The 20219-nt window shown below is 73.5% G+C and carries 17 protein-coding genes; 12 read left to right on the forward strand and 5 right to left on the reverse strand.

The window, feature by feature from the left end:
- Positions 1 to 173 precede the first annotated feature (173 nt).
- Positions 174 to 1310, forward strand: a complete 1137-nt coding sequence (locus ACZCLJ_RS00215) for a branched-chain amino acid aminotransferase (protein WP_251151776.1) — start codon at positions 174 to 176, stop codon at positions 1308 to 1310.
- Between the two features lie 88 nt (positions 1311 to 1398).
- Here the strand turns inward: ACZCLJ_RS00215 and ACZCLJ_RS00220 are convergent, their stop codons facing one another.
- Positions 1399 to 1998, reverse strand: coding sequence for a hypothetical protein (locus ACZCLJ_RS00220; protein ID WP_251151775.1), 600 nt, complete (start codon positions 1996 to 1998; stop codon positions 1399 to 1401).
- A 353-nt stretch (positions 1999 to 2351) separates the two neighbouring features.
- Here ACZCLJ_RS00220 and cimA point away from each other — a divergent pair, with 353 nt between their 5' ends.
- From cimA to murQ, 8 genes are all read left to right on the forward strand, one after another.
- Positions 2352 to 4010 carry a citramalate synthase gene (gene cimA, locus ACZCLJ_RS00225; RefSeq protein ID WP_251151774.1) on the forward strand — a complete coding sequence of 553 codons (1659 nt, stop codon included), beginning with the start codon at positions 2352 to 2354 and terminating at the stop codon, positions 4008 to 4010.
- A gap of 362 nt (positions 4011 to 4372) precedes the next feature.
- Complete coding sequence (locus ACZCLJ_RS00230; RefSeq protein ID WP_463105059.1) at positions 4373 to 5422, forward strand: lipoate--protein ligase family protein; 1050 nt, start codon at positions 4373 to 4375, stop codon at positions 5420 to 5422.
- A 385-nt stretch (positions 5423 to 5807) separates the two neighbouring features.
- Positions 5808 to 7118, forward strand: a complete 1311-nt coding sequence (locus ACZCLJ_RS00235) for a sugar ABC transporter substrate-binding protein (protein ID WP_251151772.1) — start codon at positions 5808 to 5810, stop codon at positions 7116 to 7118.
- Positions 7119 to 7227: 109 nt separating this feature from the next.
- The gene (locus ACZCLJ_RS00240) at positions 7228 to 8232 is read left to right on the forward strand and encodes a carbohydrate ABC transporter permease (RefSeq protein WP_463105060.1); all 1005 of its coding nucleotides are present in this window, start codon (positions 7228 to 7230) and stop codon (positions 8230 to 8232) included.
- Positions 8233 to 8363: 131 nt separating this feature from the next.
- On the forward strand, positions 8364 to 9146 hold the full coding sequence (locus ACZCLJ_RS00245; protein WP_463106330.1) for a carbohydrate ABC transporter permease: 783 nt from the start codon (positions 8364 to 8366) through the stop codon (positions 9144 to 9146).
- Positions 9143 to 10846 (forward strand): glycoside hydrolase family 3 N-terminal domain-containing protein, encoded by a 1704-nt coding sequence (locus ACZCLJ_RS00250; protein ID WP_463105061.1) that lies wholly within the window; start codon positions 9143 to 9145, stop codon positions 10844 to 10846. The genes ACZCLJ_RS00245 and ACZCLJ_RS00250 overlap by 4 nt, the downstream gene beginning before the upstream one ends.
- Positions 10843 to 12126 (forward strand): anhydro-N-acetylmuramic acid kinase, encoded by a 1284-nt coding sequence (locus tag ACZCLJ_RS00255; protein ID WP_463105062.1) that lies wholly within the window; start codon positions 10843 to 10845, stop codon positions 12124 to 12126. Before ACZCLJ_RS00250 ends, ACZCLJ_RS00255 begins: the two co-directional genes overlap by 4 nt.
- Complete coding sequence (gene murQ / locus ACZCLJ_RS00260; protein ID WP_463105063.1) at positions 12123 to 13073, forward strand: N-acetylmuramic acid 6-phosphate etherase; 951 nt, start codon at positions 12123 to 12125, stop codon at positions 13071 to 13073. Before ACZCLJ_RS00255 ends, murQ begins: the two co-directional genes overlap by 4 nt.
- Before the next feature lie 24 nt (positions 13074 to 13097).
- Here the strand turns inward: murQ and ACZCLJ_RS00265 are convergent, their stop codons facing one another.
- Complete coding sequence (locus ACZCLJ_RS00265; RefSeq protein ID WP_463105064.1) at positions 13098 to 13862, reverse strand: YggS family pyridoxal phosphate-dependent enzyme; 765 nt, start codon at positions 13860 to 13862, stop codon at positions 13098 to 13100.
- Between the two features lie 140 nt (positions 13863 to 14002).
- On the opposite strand from ACZCLJ_RS00265, the gene ACZCLJ_RS00270 reads away from it, so the two are divergent.
- The gene (locus tag ACZCLJ_RS00270; protein ID WP_251151766.1) at positions 14003 to 14401 is read left to right on the forward strand and encodes a YccF domain-containing protein; all 399 of its coding nucleotides are present in this window, start codon (positions 14003 to 14005) and stop codon (positions 14399 to 14401) included.
- A gap of 69 nt (positions 14402 to 14470) precedes the next feature.
- Here the strand turns inward: ACZCLJ_RS00270 and ybaK are convergent, their stop codons facing one another.
- Both ybaK and ACZCLJ_RS00280 read right to left on the reverse strand, forming a co-directional pair.
- On the reverse strand, positions 14471 to 14974 hold the full coding sequence (gene ybaK / locus ACZCLJ_RS00275) for a Cys-tRNA(Pro) deacylase (protein WP_463105065.1): 504 nt from the start codon (positions 14972 to 14974) through the stop codon (positions 14471 to 14473).
- Between the two features lie 35 nt (positions 14975 to 15009).
- The gene (locus tag ACZCLJ_RS00280; protein WP_463105066.1) at positions 15010 to 15750 is read right to left on the reverse strand and encodes a VIT1/CCC1 transporter family protein; all 741 of its coding nucleotides are present in this window, start codon (positions 15748 to 15750) and stop codon (positions 15010 to 15012) included.
- A gap of 63 nt (positions 15751 to 15813) precedes the next feature.
- Between ACZCLJ_RS00280 and ACZCLJ_RS00285 the strand changes: the two genes are divergently transcribed.
- Both ACZCLJ_RS00285 and ACZCLJ_RS00290 read left to right on the forward strand, forming a co-directional pair.
- On the forward strand, positions 15814 to 16446 hold the full coding sequence (locus tag ACZCLJ_RS00285; protein ID WP_463105067.1) for a GNAT family N-acetyltransferase: 633 nt from the start codon (positions 15814 to 15816) through the stop codon (positions 16444 to 16446).
- 104 nt (positions 16447 to 16550) lie between these two features.
- Positions 16551 to 17432, forward strand: a complete 882-nt coding sequence (locus tag ACZCLJ_RS00290) for a GNAT family N-acetyltransferase (RefSeq protein ID WP_463105068.1) — start codon at positions 16551 to 16553, stop codon at positions 17430 to 17432.
- A 76-nt stretch (positions 17433 to 17508) separates the two neighbouring features.
- On the opposite strand, the gene ACZCLJ_RS00295 is transcribed toward ACZCLJ_RS00290, so the two are convergent.
- A complete protein-coding gene (locus ACZCLJ_RS00295; protein ID WP_463105069.1) occupies positions 17509 to 20217 on the reverse strand; it encodes a DEAD/DEAH box helicase in 2709 nt (902 codons plus the stop codon).
- Between the last annotated feature and the right edge of the window lie 2 nt (positions 20218 to 20219).

Consider the following 20219-nt stretch of genomic DNA (forward strand, 5'->3'; position numbering starts at 1 on the left):
GGTGCTGCGGCACCGGCGGACCAGTCCCACGCCTCGGTCGTCGTCACCCCGGACCGGAACCCCACTCGTTCTGACCCGGTGACGCCGTCGCGACGTCGTGCTGCCCGCACCGGGCGAGCGGTCGTGGAAAACTAGGCGGAGACCACCCGGGTCGCCAGGTGAAAGGCCTCATGATGAGCACCCCGCTTGCAGCGCAGCACCAGCCGTCCTCCTCGACGGAAGACCTCATCGCCCTGTTCGACGTGCGTCGCTCCGACGCGCCCCGCCCGCCGGCGGAGCGCGAGGCCGCGATCGCCGCCCCCAAGTTCGGCACGGTCTTCACCGACCACATGGCGCGGATCAGCTGGAACTCCACCGACGGGTGGGTCGACCGGCGCATCGAGAAGTACGGTCCGCTGCAGATCGACCCGGCGACCGCCGTCCTGCACTACGGGCAGGAGATCTTCGAGGGCATGAAGGCGTACCGGCACGCCGACGGCTCCGTGTGGACGTTCCGCCCCGAGGCGAACGCCGCGCGGTTCGCGCGCTCGGCGCACCGCCTGGCGCTGCCCGCCCTCTCCGTGGACGACTTCGTCGGGTCCGTCACGGCGCTCGTGCGCACCGACGTCGAGTGGGTGCCCACGGGGGAGGAGGCGAGCCTGTACCTGCGCCCGTTCATGTACGCGTCGGAGGCGTTCCTCGGCGTGCGGCCGTCGCTCGAGGCGGAGTACCTCGTCATCGCGTCGCCCGTCGGGCCGTACTTCTCGGGCGGCGTGAAGCCCGTGTCGATCTGGGTGGACCGCGAGTACAGCCGCGCGGGCGCGGGCGGGACCGGCGCCGCGAAGTGCGGGGGCAACTACGCCTCGAGCCTCCTGCCGCAGGTCGTCGCGCAGCAGCACGGGTGCGAGCAGGTGTGCTTCCTCGACGCGAGCACCCGGACCTTCCTCGAGGAGCTGGGCGGCATGAACGTGTTCGTCGTGCGCGCCGACGGGTCGGTGGAGACGCCCGAGCTCAGCGGCTCGATCCTCGAGGGCGTGACGCGCTCGTCGATCATCCAGCTCCTCACGGACCGCGGCCACGAGGTCGTCGAGCGACGGATCCCGCTGACCGACCTCCTCGCCGGCATCCGCGACGGGTCCGTCACCGAGGTGTTCGCGTGCGGGACGGCGGCGGTCATCACGCCGATCGGTCGCCTGGCCGGTTCCGACTTCGACGAGACCATCGCGGGCGGCGACGCCGGGCAGCTCACCCTCACCATCCGGACCGAGCTCACCGACATCCAGACAGGCCGCTCCGCCGACCGGCACGGCTGGCTGCGCCGCCTCGCCTGAGCCGTTCCGTCTCTCCGTTCGTGCCCGACGCCGGGGCGCACGTCCGCGTGGAGGTGCGCCCCGGCGTCGGGCACGTGGGGAGCAGCGGTCAGACGGCCGGGCGCCGCACGATGGTGCGCCCCGCGACCCCGGCGAGCAGCGACCACACGGCGATGCCGATCAGCAGGTTGATGAGGCCCGAGAGCGCCGCGGCGGTCACGTCGCTCGTCCAGGCGAACGGCAGGACGGCGATGACGACGATGACGAGCGCCATGATCCAGCCGAAGAACGCGCGCGGCCGCGGCGTGCTGAGGATGAGCAGGTGGAGCAGCCCGGCGGCGAGGATCGCGAGGATCGCGCCGTCGATCGCCCACGCCGCCTGCTGCGAACCGGTCGAGAAGAGATCGGGGGGCGGGACGAGCTCGATCGTGAAGATGCGCTCGAACACGATGACGCCGATCAGTCCGATGAGCGCGGCGACCAGAGCGGTCGCGGCGGCGCCCGCCCAGAAGCGCCCGGCCTCGACCGTGAGGCGTGGGTCGGCGGGGCTCACCGTGCGCTGCGGCTCCGGGAAGTCGGCGCGCGGGTCGTGCGTCGGGGGCAGCGCGGGGGGCTGGCCCGGCGCCGCGGCGGGCGGCTGGGCCGGCGGCTGCCCGTAGCGTCGGGTCTGGGGGTTCTGCGGGTCGTACCCGGGTGTCGGGTCGCTCATCGTCACTCCTCCGTCGGTCGCGTCGCGTCGCACCCGAGCCCGCAGGGATTGCCCACTGGGTGGACGCTCTCGTCCATCCTGTCGGACTGTGGCACGATGTGCCCTGTGACACACCTCGTCTCCCACCTCATTATCGAGTAGCGCGTTCGGAAGCACTCACCGGACGCGCAGACCTCCCGCACCCTCGGGGGGTCTTTTTGTTGCCGGGCACCACCCCAGCCCGGCGACTCGGACGCCGGGCCCGTCGCCTCACGAGGGCTCGACCCGGCCTCCCGGGAGCGGTGTCGCACGGCACCCGGCGCCGCGCTGCGGCGCCGCCCGGCACCACACGACGAACGGCAGGAAGAAGCACCATGACCTCGGTGACGACCCCCGGGACCGACCCTCGCAGCGCCCGGGTCTTCCACGTCTACGACACGACGCTGCGCGACGGCGCCCAGCAGGAGGGCATGAACCTCTCCGTCGCGGACAAGCTCGCGATCGCCCCGCTGCTCGACGAGCTGGGCGTCGGGTTCGTCGAGGGCGGCTGGCCCGGCGCCGTGCCGAAGGACACCGAGTTCTTCCGCCGCGCCGCCAAGGAGCTGCACCTGCGGAACGCGGTGCTCGCCGCCTTCGGCGCCACGCGCAAGGCGGGGCTGCGCGCGTGGGACGACCCGCAGGTCCGCGCCCTGCTCGACTCGGAGGCGCCGGTCGTCACGCTCGTCGCCAAGTCCGACGTCCGGCACGTCGAGCGCGCCCTGCGCACGACCCCCGACGAGGGCCTCGCGATGATCACCGACACCGTGTCCTTCCTCGTGGGTGAGGGGCGCCGCGTCGTCGTGGATGCCGAGCACTTCTTCGACGGGTACCGGCACGACCCGGCGTTCACGCGCGCCGCGGTCCAGGCGTCGTTCGACGCGGGCGCTGAGGTCGTCGCGCTGTGCGACACCAACGGCGGGATGCTGCCCACCTGGGTCGGTGAGATCGTCGGCGAGCTCCGCGACGCCGTCGGGATCGCCCACGGGCGGGACGCGCTCCCGGGCGACCCGCTGCTCGGGATGCACGCGCACAACGACTCGGGCTGCGCCGTCGGGAACACGCTCGCCGCCGTCGAGGCCGGCGCCGCGCACGTCCAGGGCACCGTCAACGGCTACGGCGAGCGCACCGGGAACGTCGACCTGCTGACGGTCGTCGCGAACCTCGAGCTCAAGCACGGGCTGCGCACCCTCTCCGGCGACGGGCTCGAGGAGGCGACCCGCATCGCGCACGCCGTCTCGGAGATCACCAACATCTCGCCGTACGCGCGCCAGCCGTACGTCGGGGGCAGCGCGTTCGCGCACAAGGCCGGGCTGCACGCGAGCGCCATCAAGGTCGACCCGGACCTCTACCAGCACATCGACCCGACGGCCGTCGGCAACGACATCCGCATGCTCGTCTCCGACATGGCCGGGCGCGCGTCGATCGAGCTCAAGGGCCGCGAGCTCGGGTTCGACCTCTCGGGCCAGGGCGAGCTCCTCACGCGCGTGACCAACCGCGTCAAGGACGACGAGGCGAACGGCTATACCTACGAGGCCGCCGACGCGTCCTTCGAGCTCCTGCTGCGCGAGGAGATGACGGGCGAGCGGCCGGGCTACTTCCGCGTCGAGAGCTGGCGGACGATCATCGAGCGCACCGGTTCGCGCGGCACCGAGGCCACCGCCGAGGCGACTGTCAAGCTCCACGCCGGTGGCGAGCGCATCGTCACGACCGGCGAGGGCAACGGCCCGGTGAACGCCCTCGACCACGCGCTGCGCCTCGCGCTCACACGCGTCTACCCGGAGATCGAGGCCTTCGAGCTCATCGACTTCAAGGTCCGGATCCTCGACACCGAGCAGGGCACCGACGCCATCACGCGCGTCCTCATCGAGACCACCGACGGCGCGTCGTCGTGGTCGACCGTCGGCGTCGGGCCGAACCTCATCGAGGCGGCGTGGGAGGCGTTGACGGACTCTGCGATCTTCGGGCTGGTGCATGCGGGGGTCGAACCTCGCTGAGCTCGGGGGACTGAGGTAACCGCGGGTGGGTCTTCGCGGGTGGATCTTCGCGGGTGGGTCTTCGCGGGTGGTCCTCCGCGGGTGGTCCTCCGCGGGCGGGCCTCCGCGGGCGGGGTCGCGGGTCTACCATCCGGCCGCTCGTTCCTCGCGGCCTCCCGCCAGACCCTCCACGACCCGCGACCCCGCCCGCTCCGGCCCGCCCGCTCCGGCCCGCCCGCTCCGGCCCGCCCGCTCCGGCCCGCCCGCTCCGGCCCGCCCGCTCCGGCCCGCCCGCTCCGGCCCGCCCGCTCCGGCCCGCCCGCTCCGGCCCGCCCGCTCCGGTCCGCGGCCCGGGACTCGGGTGTCGGGCTTAGGCTGGGCGGGTGCGTGGTGAGTACAAGGTCCCCGGTGGCAAGCTCGTGGCGGTCGACATCGAGGTGGAGGAGGGGCGGCTCGCCCGTGTCGCGGTGAGCGGCGACTTCTTCCTCGAGCCCGACGATGCGCTCGAGGACATCGACGGTGCGCTGACCGGGATGCCGGAGTCGGCGACCGTGTCGCAGCTCGCGAACGCGGTCCAGGGCGTGATCGGCGACGACGTGACGATGATCGGGTTCTCGCCCGAGGCCGTCGCGATCGCGGTCCGTCGCGCGCTGGGTCACGCGACGGGTTGGCACGACCACGAGTTCGAGGTGATCCACGAGGGGCCCGAGAGCCCGGCGATGCACCTCGCGCTCGACCAGGTGCTCACCGAGGAGCTGGACGCCGGACGGCGCGGCCCGACCCTGCGGATCTGGGAGTGGGCGTCGCCCGCCGTCATCATCGGGTCGTTCCAGTCGCTGCGCAACGAGGTCGACGCCGAGGGCGCCGAGCGGCACGGCGTCACCGTGGTGCGCCGCATCTCCGGCGGTGGCGCGATGTTCGTCGAGCCCGGCAACACGATCACGTACTCGCTCTACGTCCCGGCGTCGCTCGTCGAAGGGCTGAGCTTCGAGCGGTCGTACGCGTTCCTCGACGACTGGGTGCTCGGGGCGCTCGCCGACGTCGGCGTGGAGGCGACGTACAAGCCGCTCAACGACATCGCGTCGCCGGCGGGCAAGATCGCCGGGGCGGCGCAGAAGCGCCTGCGCGGGGGAGCGGTGCTCCATCACGTGACGATGGCGTACGACATCGACGCCGACAAGATGACCGAGGTGCTCCGCATCGGGCGCGAGAAGCTGTCCGACAAGGGCACGAAGAGCGCGAACAAGCGGGTCGACCCCGTGCGCTCGCAGACGGGCATGGCGCGCGAGGACGTCATCGAGGCGTTCAAGGCGCACTTCCGCTCCCGGTACAGCACGGTCGAGGGCAAGGTCACGCCCGAGGAGCGCGCGCTGGCCGAGGACCTGGCCCGGACCAAGTTCTCGACGCCGGAGTGGACCGCGCGCGTGCCGTGACGCGCACGTAGGGCGCGCCGCGCGCGGAACCTCGGTACTACGTCACCGGACCGCGGTACTACTTCGCGGGCTGCGGTACTACTTCGCGGGCTGCGGTACTACTTCACCGGACCGCGGTACTACGTCGCCGACCGCGGTACTGCTTCGCCGACCGTGGGCCTACCTCGCGGGCACGGGCGGACCGCACGTGCCGGGGATCGTTAAGAACGTGCAACATCTGTGCGCCTGGCTTCCGTTCGTCGCGTGCTGGCAGTAATCTTCACGCATACGCTCACTGATGGAAGTAAGTTTCACGCCGCACGAGCCGCCTCGGCAGCGCGCGGCACATCAGGGCACACGACCCGGCCGTCTCCCCAGCGGCCGACCAGAAAGGAAGTGTCACGGCATGCAGCGACGCAGCACGGTGGCCGTCACGGGCACCCTCCTCCTCGCACTCGGGCTGTCCGCGTGCGGCGGGTCGGACGGCGGCGGTGACGCGGACGGCTCCGCGGACTCCGGCTCCGGCGACTTCACGGGCGAGACCCTCACCGTCTGGATCATGGAGGGCACCAACCCCGACGCCGACGCGTTCTTCGACGAGGTGACGACCGCTTTCAAGGAAGAGACGGGCGCCGACCTCCAGATCGAGTTCCAGCCGTGGGCCAGCGCCCACGACAAGTTCACGACCTCCATCGCGGGCGGCACCACGCCCGACGTCGCCGAGGTCGGCACCACGTGGACCGGCGAGTTCGCCGAGGTCGGCGCCCTCGCGGACCTCACCGACCGGATCTCCGAGGCCGGCCTCGAGGACGACCTCGTGCCGGGCCTGCTCGAGTCGGCGACGCTCGACGGCGGCATCTACGGGATGCCGTGGTACGCGGGCGTCCGGTCGATCGTCTACCGCACGGACCTGTTCGAGGCCGCGGGCATCGAGCCGCCGACCTCGTGGGACGGGCTCGTCGAGGCGGCCGACGCGCTGAAGGCCGCGAACCCGGAGATCATCCCCTTCCCGGTCGCAGGTGACAGCCAGTACGGCGCGATGCCGTTCGTCTGGGGCGCGGGCGGCGACCTCGCGACGCAGGACGGCGACACCTGGACGTCGGAGATCAGCTCTCCCGCGTCGGTCGAGGGCCTCGAGTTCTACACGGGCCTCGCGACGGAGCACGACTTCTCGACGGCCGCGGCCACGACGTGGAAGGAGACCGACCTCCTCGCGGCGTTCGAGCAGGGTCAGGTCGGCATGATGATCTCGGGGTCGTGGACCCCGGGCAAGATCCTGGCCGATGTCCCCGAGATGGAGGGCAAGATCGGTGCCTTCCCGATCCCCGGCCAGACCGAGGGCCTGTCCGACTCCTTCCTCGGCGGCTCGCACCTCGGCGTCTTCGCCGAGAGCGACAAGCAGGACCTCGCCTGGGAGTTCGTCGAGATGATGTCGACGGGCGACTTCGCCGAGGAGTGGGGACAGCAGTCCGGCTACTTCCCGGGCCAGACGTCGCTGCTCGAGAACGTCATCGCCGAGGACGACCCGCTGGTGGCGCCCTTCGCCGAGCAGATGGTCGAGGCCGGCCGTTCCGTGCCGGTGACGCCGCTGTACGGGCAGATCCAGGGCAAGAAGACCCTCGAGACGATGCTGCAGTCGATCCTCTCGGGCAGCGCGAGCGTCCAGGAGGCAGCCGACACCGCGGCCGCCGACATGGACGAGACGTTCGGTTCCTGACCGGACGCGACCGACGTCGGGCCGCGGCGATCCCCGCGGCCCGGCGCTCGTCGCCCCGCCCGAACCCCTCCGCACGGCCGACGCGCCCGGACGACACGCAAGGACGACCATGGCAGACCTGAGAGCCGCTCCCGGCGCCTCGGTGGACCCGGCAGGACCGGGCGCACCGGCGCCTTCGGCCACCACCCCCACCCGCCCGCCGCGGCGCCGACCCGGACTCGGGCACCGGTCCGCCCTGCGACCCTGGCTGCTGCTCGGCCCGGCGCTCGTCGTGCTCGGCGTGCTGCTCCTGTGGCCGCTCGTGCGCGTCGTGCTGCTGTCCCTCCAGGACTACGGGCTGCGCCAGATCGCGAGCGGCGAGTCCAACTGGATCGGCCTGCAGAACTACGCCGACATCCTCGGCGACAGCTATCTGTGGACCGTCGTCCTGCCGAACACCGTGCTCTTCGCGCTCGCGTGCGTCGTGCTCACGGTGGTCCTCGGCACGGCGGTCGCGCTGTTCCTCAACACGCTCGGGCCGGTGTGGAGGGGTGTCGGCGCGACGGCGATCATGGTCGCCTGGGCCGTGCCCGCGATCACCGGCACGTACGTGTGGATCTGGATCTTCGACCCGCTCAACGGACTCGTCGCGTCCGTCCTGGAGGGCGTCGGGGCGATCGAGCCCGGCACGGTCAACTGGTTCACCGAGCGCCTGTCGTTCTACGCGATCGCGACGCTCAACGTCGTGCACCACGGCTTCCCGTTCGTCGCGATCACCGTGCTCGCCGGTCTCATGACCATCCCGCACGAGCTGCACGAGGCCGCCAAGGTCGACGGCGCCTCGGCGTGGCGCCGCTTCTGGTCCATCACCTCGCCGATCCTGCGCCCGGTGTTCGCCGTCGTGACGATCCTGTCGACCATCTGGGACTTCAAGGTCTTCACGCAGATCTACCTCATGCCCGGCGGCAACGGCGGCAACAAGGACGTGTTCAACCTCGGCGTGTGGTCGTACATCGAGTCGTTCGCGCAGGGCAAGTACGGCATGGGCTCGGCGATCGCCGTGCTCCTCACGCTCATCCTGCTCGGCATCACGCTCGTGTACATGCGCACCCTGTTCAAGGAGGAGGAGCTGTGAGCGCCCCGACCCTCGACCGTGGCACGGCCCCCCACGGCGCCGGTAGCACCGACGGCCCGGGCGGGAGGACCCCGCAGGTCCTGCGAGCGCACCGCCGCCGCCCCGGCGCCGCCGGCGCGAAGACCGCCGGCATGGTCGCGCTGCTGCTGTTCTCGCTGTTCCCCGCGTACTGGATGTTCTCCTCGGCGATCGACCCCGAGGCCGCGACGCGCGGCGCCCGGCTCCTGCCGGCCGGCGTCACGTGGGACAACTTCCTCACGGTGATCGACGACGGCGGCTTCGGTCAGTACCTGCGCAACTCCGTGCTCGTCGCGGTCGGCACGGTGCTCGCGTCGTCGATCATCGCGCTGCTCGCGGCCGTCGCCGTGAGCCGCTTCCGCTTCCGGTTCCGCCGGTCGATGCTCGTCCTGGTCCTCATGGTGCAGATGGTGCCGCTCGAGGCGCTGGTCATCCCGCTGTTCCTCCAGATGCGCACACTCAACATGCTCAACTCGCTGCTCGGGCTGACGGTCGTCTACCTGGCGTTCGCCCTGCCGTTCGCGATCTGGACGCTGCGCGGGTTCGTCGCGGCCGTGCCGGTCGAGCTCGAGGAGGCCGCCTACCTCGACGGCGCGTCGTGGGGCCGGATGTTCTGGAAGATCCTCGTCCCGCTCGTCGCGCCCGGCGTCGTCGCGACGAGCGTCTTCTCCTTCATCACCGCGTGGAACGAGTTCATCTTCGCGCTGACCTTCCTGCAGCAGTCGAGCAAGTACACGGTGCCGATCGGCCTGCAGAAGTTCTTCGGCGAGAACACCACGGACTGGGGAGCGGTCATGGCCGCGTCGACGATCATCACCCTGCCCGTCCTGATCTTCTTCGTGCTCGTCCAGCGCAACCTGTCGTCGGGCCTCACCGCGGGCTCGGTGAAGGGATGAGCGCCCCGACCGCGGACGAGGTCGTCCGCGCCGTGAACGGCGTCCTCCTCCCGGGCTTCACCGGCACCCAGGAGCCGCCCGCGTGGCTCGTCGACGCCGCCGGGCACGGCCTCGCGGGCGTGCTCTACTTCGGCCACAACACGCCCGACGTCGCGACGACTGCCAGGCTCTCGGCGCGCCTCCGCGAGGTCGCGCCGGACCTGCTGATCGCCGTCGACGAGGAGGGCGGCGACGTGTCGCGGCTCGAGGCCGCGACAGGGTCGGGCATCCCCGGCAACGCCGCGCTCGGCGTGGTCGACGACGTCGCGCTCACCGAGACGGTCGGGCGTGCGCTCGGGCGCCTGCTCACCGCGACCGGCATCGACCTGGACCTCGCGCCCGACGTCGACGTGAACTCCGACCCCGACAACCCCGTCATCGGCGTGCGCTCGTTCGGTGCGGACCCCACGCTCGTCGCGCGGCACGGGGCAGCCTTCGTCCGCGGGCTGCACGCGGGCGGAGCGGGGGCGTGCGGCAAGCACTTCCCGGGGCACGGCGCGACGAACGTCGACTCGCACCTGTCCCTCCCGGTCGTCGACGCGAGCCTCGACGAGCTCCGCGCCCGCGACCTGCCGCCGTTCGCGGCGACCGTCGGGGATGCCGTCGCGCCCGAGGAGCGGCTCGACGCGCTCATGACCGCGCACGTCGTGGTCCCGGCCCTCGGGGCGCTGCCCGGGACGCTCGAGCCCGCCGTGGCGGAGCTCGCCCGCTCGCTGGGGTTCGACGGGCCGATCGTCACGGACGCGCTCGACATGGGCGCGCTCGCGGCCTACGCGGGCGGTGCGGACGCCGGCTCTCGGTCCGGCACCGGCACCGGCCGGGCGGAAGAGACCGACGACGGACCGCACGACGTCGGCGAGGTGGCCGTCCGCGCGATCGAGGGCGGCGCCGACCTGCTCTGCCTCGGGACCACGGTGGGCCGTGACGACGAGACGCTGTTCCGGCAGGCGCAGGAAGCGCTCGTCGGCGCGGTCGCCTCGGGCCGCGTGACGCTCGACCGGCTGCGGACCTCCGCCGCCCGCACCGCCCGGGCGCTCGCCGCGACGCGCGCGCGCCAGGCATCGTCCGGCGTGGTCTGCTCGCCCGAGGCCGCCCTCGCGGCGCTCGCGGACCTCGAGGCGGTGGGGGCGGCCGCCGCCGCTCGTGCCGTCCGGGTCGTGGCCCGGCCGGCCACGGGCGGACCACCGACGCTCCCGCTGACCGGTGTGCCCGACGTCGTCGACCTCCGCCTGCGGTTCGACCACGCCGCAGGACGCACCGCCCAGCACGTGCAGCGCGCCCTGGACGAGGCGTTCGCCCCGGGGTCCGTGCGGCACCTGCGGCCCGCGGACGAGGACACGTGGTCGGGCGTCCTCGCCGACGTCACCGCCTCCGACCGACCGCTCGTCGTCCTGACGAGGGAGCCGGTCGCGGGGTCGGGCGAGCGAGCGCGTCTCGACGCGCTGCTCGTGGCGCGGCCGGAGCTGGTCGTCGTGCACACCGGGTTCCCGGTCGCCGTCGAGCAGTGGTTCGGCCGCCCCGGAGAAGGCGGCACCGTGCCTGCCGCGGTGGTGGTCGCGTGCGGCACCGGACGCGCCAACGCGCGGGTCGCCGTCGGGCTCCTCGCGGGACACGCGGCACCAGGCACGCTCGACCGCCCCGCCGCGGAGGTGACCCCGTGATCGTCCTCGGGCTGTCCTCCGGCACGTCGGTCGACGCGATCGACGCGGCCGCCGCCGACTTCTCGCTCGGTCCCGACGGCACGCTGCGCGTGCGCCCGCTCGGCCACACGGAGTACGCGTGGCCCCCAGCGCTGCGCGAGCGCATCCTCAAGGCGCTCCCGCCCGCCGCGGTCGACGTCGCGGAGGTCGCGCAGCTCGACACCCTCATCGGCCAGGAGCTCGGGCGCGCGGGGCGTCGCGCGATCGACGACGTCGCCGGCGGGGACGCGGACCTCGTCGCGTCGCACGGCCAGACCATCTACCACTGGGTGGTCGGGGCGAGGACGCGCGGGACGCTCCAGCTCGGCAGCGCCGCGTGGATCGCGGAGCACGTCAAGCGTCCAGTGATCAGCGACTTCCGCGTCGCGGACGTCGCTGCCGGCGGGCACGGTGCGCCGCTCGTCAGCGTGCTCGACGCGCTGTGGCTCGGGAGCGACGCCGCCGACCAGGGCACCGGGCTGACCGCCGCGCTCAACCTCGGCGGCATCGCGAACGTCACGCTCGTCGGGCGCGTCGACGACCCCGTCACCGGCTGGGACACCGGGCCCGGGAACTGCCTGCTGGACGTCGCCGTCGCCGCGCTCACCGACGGGCGTCTCGCGTACGACCGCGACGGCGCGCTCGCCGCGCAGGGTTCGGTCGACGGCGTGGCGCTCGCGGCGCTGCTCGACGACCCGTACTTCGCCGCGCCCGCGCCGAAGTCGACGGGGCGCGAGCTCTTCGACGCGACCTACGTCCAGCGGCGTCTCGCCGCGGTCCGACCCGACCTCACGGGACCTGACCTCGTCGCGACGCTCACCGAGGTCACGGCCGTGAGCGTCGCCGACGCGCTCGCCGGCCACGACGTGCGTCGCGTCGTCGTCTCCGGTGGCGGCGCGCGCAACCCCGTCCTGCTCGACCGGCTGCGCGCCGCGCTGGATGCCCGGGTCGCCTCGGGCTGCACGGTCGTGACGGCTGACGCGCTCGGCCTGCCGGTCGACGCCAAGGAGGCCTACCTCTTCGCCCTGCTCGGCTTCCTGTCCGCGCACGGGCTGCCGGGCACGGCGCAGGGCGAGCACCGGCGTCGGGCGACGGGCGCACGGCGCGCCGTCGTGCTGGGTTCGCTCACGCCCGCGGGGCCGCTGCCGTGGCCCGCCGTGACGACGCCCGTGCGCCGGATGGTCCTCACCAGCTCGCCGCGGGCACTCGTCCCGCGGGATCCGGGCCCGACACCGGGACCGACGAAGGGAAGCACCCGATGACCGACCCCACGACGACCACCGAGGACTGGCACGACCTGCTGCGCCTCGCGTCGCCGACCGAGGAGCGCAACCCGCGCACCACGGACGTCGACCTGCTGTCGACGGCGGACGTCGTGCGCCGCATCACCGACGAGGACGCGACGGTTGCCGACGCGGTACGCGCGCAGCGTGACCGGATCGCCGAGGCGGTCGACCTCGCGGTGGAGGCGCTGCGGGCCGGGGGACGCGTGCACTACGTGGGCTCCGGGACGTCGGGACGGCTCGGCGTGCTCGACGCGGTCGAGCTCCTGCCGACCTACGGCGTGGGGGAGGAGTGGTTCGTCGCGCACCTCGCGGGCGGTGTCGGGGCCATGATGCTCGCGGTCGAGGGGGCCGAGGACGACGTCGAGCTCGGCCGGCGCGACGTCGACGCGGTCGGCCCGCACGACGTCGTCGTCGGGCTCGCCGCGAGCGGTCGCACGCCCTACGTCCGGGGAGCTCTCGACGTCGCGCGGGAGCGCGGTGCCCGGACCGTGCTCGTCTCGGCCAACCCGCACGCGACGCTCGCGCCCGGCGTGGACGTCGCGATCCTCGTCGACACGGGTCCGGAGGTCGTCACCGGCTCGACGCGCATGAAGGCCGCGACCGCGCAGAAGCTCGTGCTCAACACCTTCTCGACGGCGACGATGATCCGGCTCGGCAAGACGTACTCGAACCTCATGATCGACGTGCGGCCGACGAACCAGAAGCTGCGCGCGCGCATCGTGCGCATGCTCGTCCAGGCGACGGGGCTCGAGCCCGAGGCGTGCGAGGACGTGCTGCACGCCGCCGACGGCGAGGTGCACGTCGCGCTGGTCATGCTGCTCGCCGGAGCGGACGTGGACGCGGCACGGGATGCGCTACGGGGCGACGGCGTCGCGGGCGTGCGCGACGCGCTCGCCCGGCTGGGCGCCCTCCCCGCGCGCTGACGTCCCCGCGGCCGACCGCGCGTCCTACCGTGCCGTCTGCGGCGGGGTGGGGCGCGGGCCGAACACGGCCGTGCCGACGCGCACGATCGTCGCGCCCTCGGCGATCGCGACCTCCAGGTCGCCGCTCATCCCCATCGAGAGCTCCCGAGCCGTCGCCGTCCCCGGCGCACCCGAGCGCACGACGGCGTCCCGCACCTCGCGCAGGCGCGCGAACCCCGCCCGGACCACGTTCTTGTCCGGCGAGTTCGCGCCGATCGTCATGAGGCCCGTGAGCCGCAGCCCGGGGAGGGACGCGACGTCGTGCGCGAGGCGTGCGGCGTCGTCGGGCAGCACGCCGGACTTCGACGCCTCGCCCGACACGTTCACCTGGACCATGACGTCGAGCGTGCGGTCGTCGCGCGCACAGCGCGCGGACAGCGCCTCGGCGAGGGCGAGGGAGTCCACGCCCTCGACGCACGAGGCCGTGGCGAGCACCTGGTTCACCTTGTTGCGCTGCAGGTGACCGATCATGTGCACCTCCACGCGCCCGGCGGCGACGAGGTCGGCCACCTCCGGTGCCTTGGCCACGAGCTCCTGGACGCGGTTCTCGCCGACGAGGTCGACGCCCGCCTCGACGACGGCCCGGACGGCCTCGGCCGGCTGCGTCTTCGTCGCGACGAGGAGCCGGACGTCCGACGGCTCGCGCCCCGCCGCGCGGGCCGCCGCGTCGATCCGGGAACGTACCGCGGCGACGTTCCGCGCGACGCGCCCGGTGAGGTCGAGGGACGAGGAGGTGGCGGCGTCGGGCATGCGGCCAGTCTAGGTTTGGTGCCGCTCCCGTCCGTTGCCCGACCGTGACGCCGCCCCGTTCCGGACCGGCACCCGGCTCAGGGTCGGGACCAGGGGTCTCCCGGATCCCCGCGCGGGGCGTCGTGCGCGAGGATGGCCCCGTGAAGACCCTGCTCAACATCATCTGGCTCGTGCTCGCCGGCTTCTGGCTCGCCCTGGGCTATGTCGCCGCGGGCATCATCTGCTGCGTGCTCATCATCACGATCCCGTTCGGCATCGCCTCGTTCCGGATCGCCGGATATGCCCTGTGGCCGTTCGGGCGCACCGTCGTGGACAAGCCCACGGCCGGGGCGTGGTCGACCATCGGCAACGTCATCTGGGTGATCGTCGCGGGCATCTGGCTCGCGATCGGGCACGTGCTCACGGCGATCCCGCTGTTCGTGTCGATCATCGGCATCCCGCTGGGCATCGCGAACCTCAAGATGATCCCGGTCTCGCTGCTGCCGCTCGGCAAGGAGATCGTGCCGACCGACGCCCCGTTCGCGGCCTACGGCCGCTGACGCCCGCGCGAGGTAGAACGGCCGGTCGCGAGGTAGAGCACCCCGCGTTCTACCTCGCGACCGGAAGCCCTACCTCGCGACGGCAGCCGTGGTGCCGCCCGTCAGGCGGAGCAGGTCGGCGGGGGAGAGGCCGACGTCGAGGCCGCGCCGCCCGCCCGAGACGTAGACGACGTCGAACCCGAGCGCGCTCTCGTCGAGCACGGTGCGGTGGCGCTGCTTCTGCCCGAGCGGCGAGATCCCGCCCACGACGTACCCCGTCGCGCGCTCGGCCGCCGCGGGCTCGGCCATCGTCGCCTTCTTGCCGCCCGCGGCGTGGGCGAGCGCCTTGAGGTCGAGCTGCCGGTCGACCGGCACGATCCCGACGACGAGCGGCCCGCCGTCGACCGTCGCGAGGAGCGTCTTGAGCACCTGCTCGGGCGCCGCGCCGATCGCAGCCGCGGCCTCCATCCCGTACGACAGGTCGCTCGACGGGTCGTGCTCGTACGGGTGCAGCGTGTACGCGACCCCCTCGCGCTCGAGGAGCACGACGGCGGGCGTGCCGGCGTGCGCGGACGACTTCGACTTCTTGGCCACGGCCCGATTCTGCCGCAGCGAGGACGGCGGTGCCGCTAGACGTTCACGTCGACGAGCGAGCCGATCCCGTAGGTGACGGCCATCGCGAGCGCGCCGCCGACGACGGTCCGGACGGTGGCACGACGGGTCGGGGCTCTGCCGAGCCGGGCAGACCCCCACCCCGTCAGGACGAGGGCCAGGACGACCGCGACGAACGTCACCGCGACGCGCCACGGCGCCGGCGCGAGGAGGACCGCCCCCAGCGGGAGCAGGCCGCCGACCGTGAACGAGGCGACGGAGGCGCCTGCTGCCTCCCAGGGGCTCGTCAGCTCGTCCGGGTCGAGGTGCAGCTCGGCGTCGGCGTGCGCGGCGAGCGCGTCGCGCTCGGTGAGCTGGACGGCCACCTCGCGCGCGAGGTCGGGCGTGAGCCCCTTCGCCTCGTAGAGACCGGCGAGCTCGTCGAGCTCCTGGTCGGGCATCTCGGCGAGCTCTCGCCGCTCCGTGGCGAGCAGCGCCCTCTCCGTGTCGCGCTGCGTGCTCACCGACACGTACTCGCCCGCGGCCATCGACAGCGCCCCGGCGAGCAGCGCTGCGCCGCCGGCCGTCGCGATGACCGGGACCGACGTGCTCGTCGCCGCGACCCCCACGACGACGCCGGCGGTCGACACGATCCCGTCGTTCGCCCCGAGCACCCCGGCGCGCAGGCGGTTGAGCCGGCTGCCGGTGCTCTCCCGGTCGTGCGGCTCGCCGGGGTGCGGGATGCCGCTGCCCGCACCGGGGGGTGCGACGTCGTCCATGAGGCCCACGGTAGGCGCGGTGCCACCGGGCCCGTGGGGGACGCGCGGCGTAGCGTCGACCTCGTGAGCAGAGCGACCGTGCCGCAGGGTGTCGTCCACGTGCGCCCCGCGAACGAGGCGAGCTGGGACGACCTCGTCGCCGTGTTCGGAGAGCGGGGCTACCCGGCGGTGTGCTGGTGCCAGCGCCAGGTGCTCGGCGACCGGGTCTGGTACGGGACACCGCCCGAGGAGCGTGCGCGCCTGCTCCACGAGCAGACGAGCTGCGGTGATCCCGACGCGCCCGCGACGAGCGGTCTCGTCGCCTACCTCGACGGCGGGCCCGCAGGGTGGGTCGCGGTCGGGCCGCGGCCGGCGTACCGCCGCCTGCGCGGGAGCCCTGTGCCGTGGAAGGGCCGCCCCGTGGGCAGCGAGCAGGACAAGGACGACGACGACGTGTGGGCGGTCGCGTGCTTCGTGGTCCGGGCGGGTTTCCGCGGGCTCGGGCTCACGTACGACCTCGCGCGTGCCGCCGTCGGCTTCGCGCGCGAGCACGGCGCAGCAGCGATCGAGGGGTACCCGATCCTCGAGCCGTCCGGCGCGCCCGTCACGTGGGGCGAGAACTCCGTCGGCAGCGTCCAGGCGTTCCGCGCCGCGGGCCTCGAGGAGGTCGCGCGCCCGACGACGCGGCGCCGGGTCATGCGTCTCGACCTGGGCTGAGCGAGGCGGTGCGGCCGGGCGCCCGGGCGACCCGTGACGCCGTGGCCGTCGGGTCCGCGGAAATCAGGGCGCGGGCCAACCTCGCCCTGGTGTGTGATCGATGCATGACGATCGTGACGAGCACCCCTGACGTCGCCGGCCTCCGTGAGGTGGTCGACGTCCTGCGGTCGTGGCAGGACGACGCCGCGCCGTTCCAGCTGCACCCCGGCGACCTCGGGTGGTTCTGGCGGTTCGGGGCCGACGCGACGGCCGAGGCCGTCCGGACGTGGCGCCGGGACGATCGGGTGGTCGCCGTCGGGCTGCTCGACGGCCCGGACCTGCTCCGCGTGGCGGTCGCTCCCGACGCGCTGGGGGACGTGGCGCTGGCCGAGCGGCTCGTCGAGGACGTGGCGCACCCCGCGCGCGGCGTGCTCGGCGAGGGAGCGGCGTCCGTCGAGGCACCCGTCGGGGCGCTGCTCGACGCGCACCTGGCCGCCGCCGGATGGCGTGCCGACGAGCCGTGGCCGGTGCTGCGCCGGGATCTCGCCGCGCCGGTGGAGGACCCGGGGATCCGGGTGCAGGACGTGGGTCCGGACCAGGCGTCCGAGTGGACCGAGGTGCTGCGCGCCTCGTTCGACGGGTCGACGTCCACGGACGAGCGCTGGCACGCGATGGCGGCCGGGCTGCCCTTTACCGACGCACGGTGCCTCGTCGGGTACGACGGCCCGGGGTCGGCGGTGGCGGTCGTGGCGGTGTGGTCGGCCGGCCCCGGTCGGCCCGGTCTGGTCGAGCCGATGGGCGTGCACCGCGACCACCGCGGTCACGGCTACGGCCGGGCGGTGACGACCGCAGCGGCGGTCGCCCTCCGCGGGCTGGGCGCGTCGAGCGCCGTCGTGGCGACCCCGAGCGCCAACCTCGCTGCCGTCGCGACCTACGAGTCCGCCGGGTTCCGGCATCTGCCCGAGCGGCGGGACCGTCGCCGCGACGACGGTGCGGGGCCCACGTGACGCCCTTGACGGTCTTCGGTGTGGCCTCGGGCTGCGGCCCGTCGCGCAGGAGTAGCGAGAGCGCCCGGGCGCCTGTCTACAGAGGACCGACCGCCAGGACCGTGATCACGGGTGCGCCGGCCTCGTCGCTCGCCGCGAGGTCGACCGACGCCGTGATCGCCCAGTCGTGGTCGCCCGCCGGGTCGTCGAGCACCTGTCGCACGAGCCACGTGCCCGCCGGGACGACGCCGCCGGGCGCGTGGTCCGTCGTCGGGCCCTCGTGGCCCGCGGGGACCTCGCCACCCGCCTCGACGACCTGGAAGAGCCCGGCCGCGCGGGCGCTCGGGCCGATGCCGACCGCGTCGTCGCCCTGCGCGTCGAAGAGCGGGTCGAGCGCGTCGCCCCACGCGTCGGCGTCCCAGCCGCTCGCGCCGTCGAGCGCGGCGAGCGCCCGGTAGTTCTCGCGCGCGGCGAGCTCGACGCGGCGGAACATCGCGTTGCGCACGAGCCGGCGGAAGGCGCGCGGGTTGCCGGTGACGGGCCGGGCCGGGGCCTCCTCACCCGTCCCGGAGAGCGGGCCGTCCCCCACGAGGTCGTCGGCGTCGTCGTCGACCGGCCGCGACAGCCGCTCCCACTCGTCGAGCAGCGACGAGTCGGTGCCGCGCACGAGCTCGCCGAGCCACTCGACGATCTCGTGCACGTCCTCGGTGCGGTGCTCGTCGGGCACCACCTGGCGCAGTGCGCGGTACGCGTCGGCGAGGTAGCGCAGCACGACGCCCTCGGTGCGCTCGAGCCCGTAGACGGACACGAACTCGGTGAACGTCATGGCGCGCTCGACCATGTCGCGCACGACCGACTTCGGCGAGAGCTCGGCGTCGGCGACCCACGGGTTCGACCGCTTGTACATCGCGAAGGCCGGCGCGAGCAGCTCCTCGAGCGGCTTCGGCCACGTGATCTCCTCGAGCAGCGCCATGCGCTCCTCGTACTCGTAGCCCTCGGCCTTCATCGCGGCGACCGCCTCGCCCTTCGCGGCGTTCTGCTGCGCGTAGAGCACCTGGCGCGGGTCGTCGAGCGTCGCCTCGATCACTGACACGACGTCGAGCGCGTGGCCCGCGCTCGCGACGTCGAGCAGGTCGAGGGCCGCGAGCGCGAAGGGGGAGAGCGGCTGGTTGAGCGCGAACTCGCGCGGGACGTCGATCGTCAGCCGCACGCTCGGCCGGTAGCCCGCCGGCCGCGAGGCGTCCGGGACGCGCACGCGCTCGACGATCCCCGCGACGCGCAGCGAGCGGTAGACGCGGAACGTCTGGCGCACGTGCTCGCGCCGCTGGGACTCGGAGTCGTGGTTCGCGAGGAGGAGGTGCTCCATCGCGGCGACCGGGTCCTCGCCGTGCTGCGAGCGCGCCAGGATGTTGAGGACCATCGCGTGCGTGACGCGGAAGTGGCTCGTCAGCGGCTCGGGGTCGGCGTCGCGCAGGCGCTCGAACGTCGCGTCGGTCCAGTTCACCGACCCCTGTGGCGCCTTCTTGCGGACGATCTTCTTGAGCTTCTTCGGGTCGTCGCCGGCCTTGGCGAGCATCTTGCGGTTCTCGATGACGTGCTCGGGTGCCATGACGAGCACCTCGCCGACGGTGTCGTAGCCGGCGCGCCCTGCCCGGCCGGCGATCTGGTGGAACTCGCGTGCGGTGAGGTGGCGCATGCGCTCGCCGTCGAACTTCACGAGGCTCGTGAGCAGGACCGTGCGGATGGGCACGTTGATGCCGACGCCGAGCGTGTCCGTGCCGCACACGACCTTGAGCAGCCCCGACTGCGTGAGGCGCTCGACGAGGCGGCGGTACTTCGGCAGCATGCCCGCGTGGTGCACGCCGACGCCGTGCCGCAGGAACTTGCTCAGCGTCTTGCCGAAGCCCGTGCCGAAGCGGAAGTCGCCGAGCTCCGCGGCGATCGCGTCCTTCTCCGCCCGCGACGCGACGTTCATCGACAGCAGCGACTGCGCCCGCTCGACCGCGTCCTTCTGCGTGAAGTGCACGACGTACACGGGCGAGCGGCGCGTCGTCACGAGCTCCTCGATGACCTCGGTGAGCGGCTCGACGACGTAGGAGAAGTGCAGCGGGACCGGACGCTCGGCCGTCGTGACCTCGGCGACCGGCCGTCCGGTGCGCTCCTCGATCTCCTCGACGAAGCGCGACGTGTCGCCGAGCGTCGCGGACATGAGGAGGAACTGGGTGCCCGTCAGCTCGAGCAGCGGCACCTGCCACGCCCAGCCGCGCTGCGGGTCGGCGTAGAAGTGGAACTCGTCCATGACGACCTGGGAGATCGCGTGGTCGTCCGCGCCGGGCCGGCCACCGGCGTCCCCCGCGCCGCGGCGCAGTGCCAGGTTGGCGAGGATCTCGGCGGTGCAGCAGATGATCGGGGCGTCGGGGTTCACCGCGGAGTCGCCCGTCATCATGCCGACGTTCTTCGACCCGAACGCCGCGACGAGCGCGAAGAACTTCTCGCTGACGAGCGCCTTGAGCGGTGCGGTGTAGTACGTGCGACCGCCGCGGCCCGAGCGGTGCGCGGCGAGCGCGGCGAACTGCGCGCCCATCGCGACGAGCGACTTCCCCGAGCCCGTGGGCGTCGCGAGGATGACGTGCGACCCCGAGACGAGCTCGATGAGCGCCTCGCTCTGGTGCGGGTACAGGTCGAGGCCCTGCTCCGTCGCCCACGTCGTGAAGCCCTCGTACAGCGCGTCCGGGTCGGGCGCGGCGCCGGTGGGAGCGGGGACGTGCGCGAGCAGGGAGGGGGTGCGGCCGGTCGTGGTGGTCACGG

The sequence above is a fragment of the Cellulosimicrobium sp. So1_17 genome (assembly GCF_055181235.1).

Excerpts from the sequence above, each read along its gene's own strand:
- ACZCLJ_RS00290 (WP_463105068.1), top strand. The coding sequence starts at position 16,551 with ATGACGATCGTGACGAGCACCCCTGACGTCGCCGGCCTCCGTGAGGTG.
- ACZCLJ_RS00265 (WP_463105064.1), bottom strand. The coding sequence starts at position 13,862 with ATGCCCGACGCCGCCACCTCCTCGTCCCTCGACCTCACCGGGCGCGTC.
- ACZCLJ_RS00235 (WP_251151772.1), top strand. The coding sequence starts at position 5,808 with ATGCAGCGACGCAGCACGGTGGCCGTCACGGGCACCCTCCTCCTCGCA.
- ACZCLJ_RS00280 (WP_463105066.1), bottom strand. The coding sequence starts at position 15,750 with ATGGACGACGTCGCACCCCCCGGTGCGGGCAGCGGCATCCCGCACCCC.
- ACZCLJ_RS00215 (WP_251151776.1), top strand. The coding sequence starts at position 174 with ATGAGCACCCCGCTTGCAGCGCAGCACCAGCCGTCCTCCTCGACGGAA.
- ACZCLJ_RS00220 (WP_251151775.1), bottom strand. The coding sequence starts at position 1,998 with ATGAGCGACCCGACACCCGGGTACGACCCGCAGAACCCCCAGACCCGA.
- cimA (WP_251151774.1), top strand. The coding sequence starts at position 2,352 with ATGACCTCGGTGACGACCCCCGGGACCGACCCTCGCAGCGCCCGGGTC.
- ACZCLJ_RS00250 (WP_463105061.1), top strand. The coding sequence starts at position 9,143 with ATGAGCGCCCCGACCGCGGACGAGGTCGTCCGCGCCGTGAACGGCGTC.
- ACZCLJ_RS00245 (WP_463106330.1), top strand. The coding sequence starts at position 8,364 with ATGGTCGCGCTGCTGCTGTTCTCGCTGTTCCCCGCGTACTGGATGTTC.
- murQ (WP_463105063.1), top strand. The coding sequence starts at position 12,123 with ATGACCGACCCCACGACGACCACCGAGGACTGGCACGACCTGCTGCGC.
- ACZCLJ_RS00240 (WP_463105060.1), top strand. The coding sequence starts at position 7,228 with ATGGCAGACCTGAGAGCCGCTCCCGGCGCCTCGGTGGACCCGGCAGGA.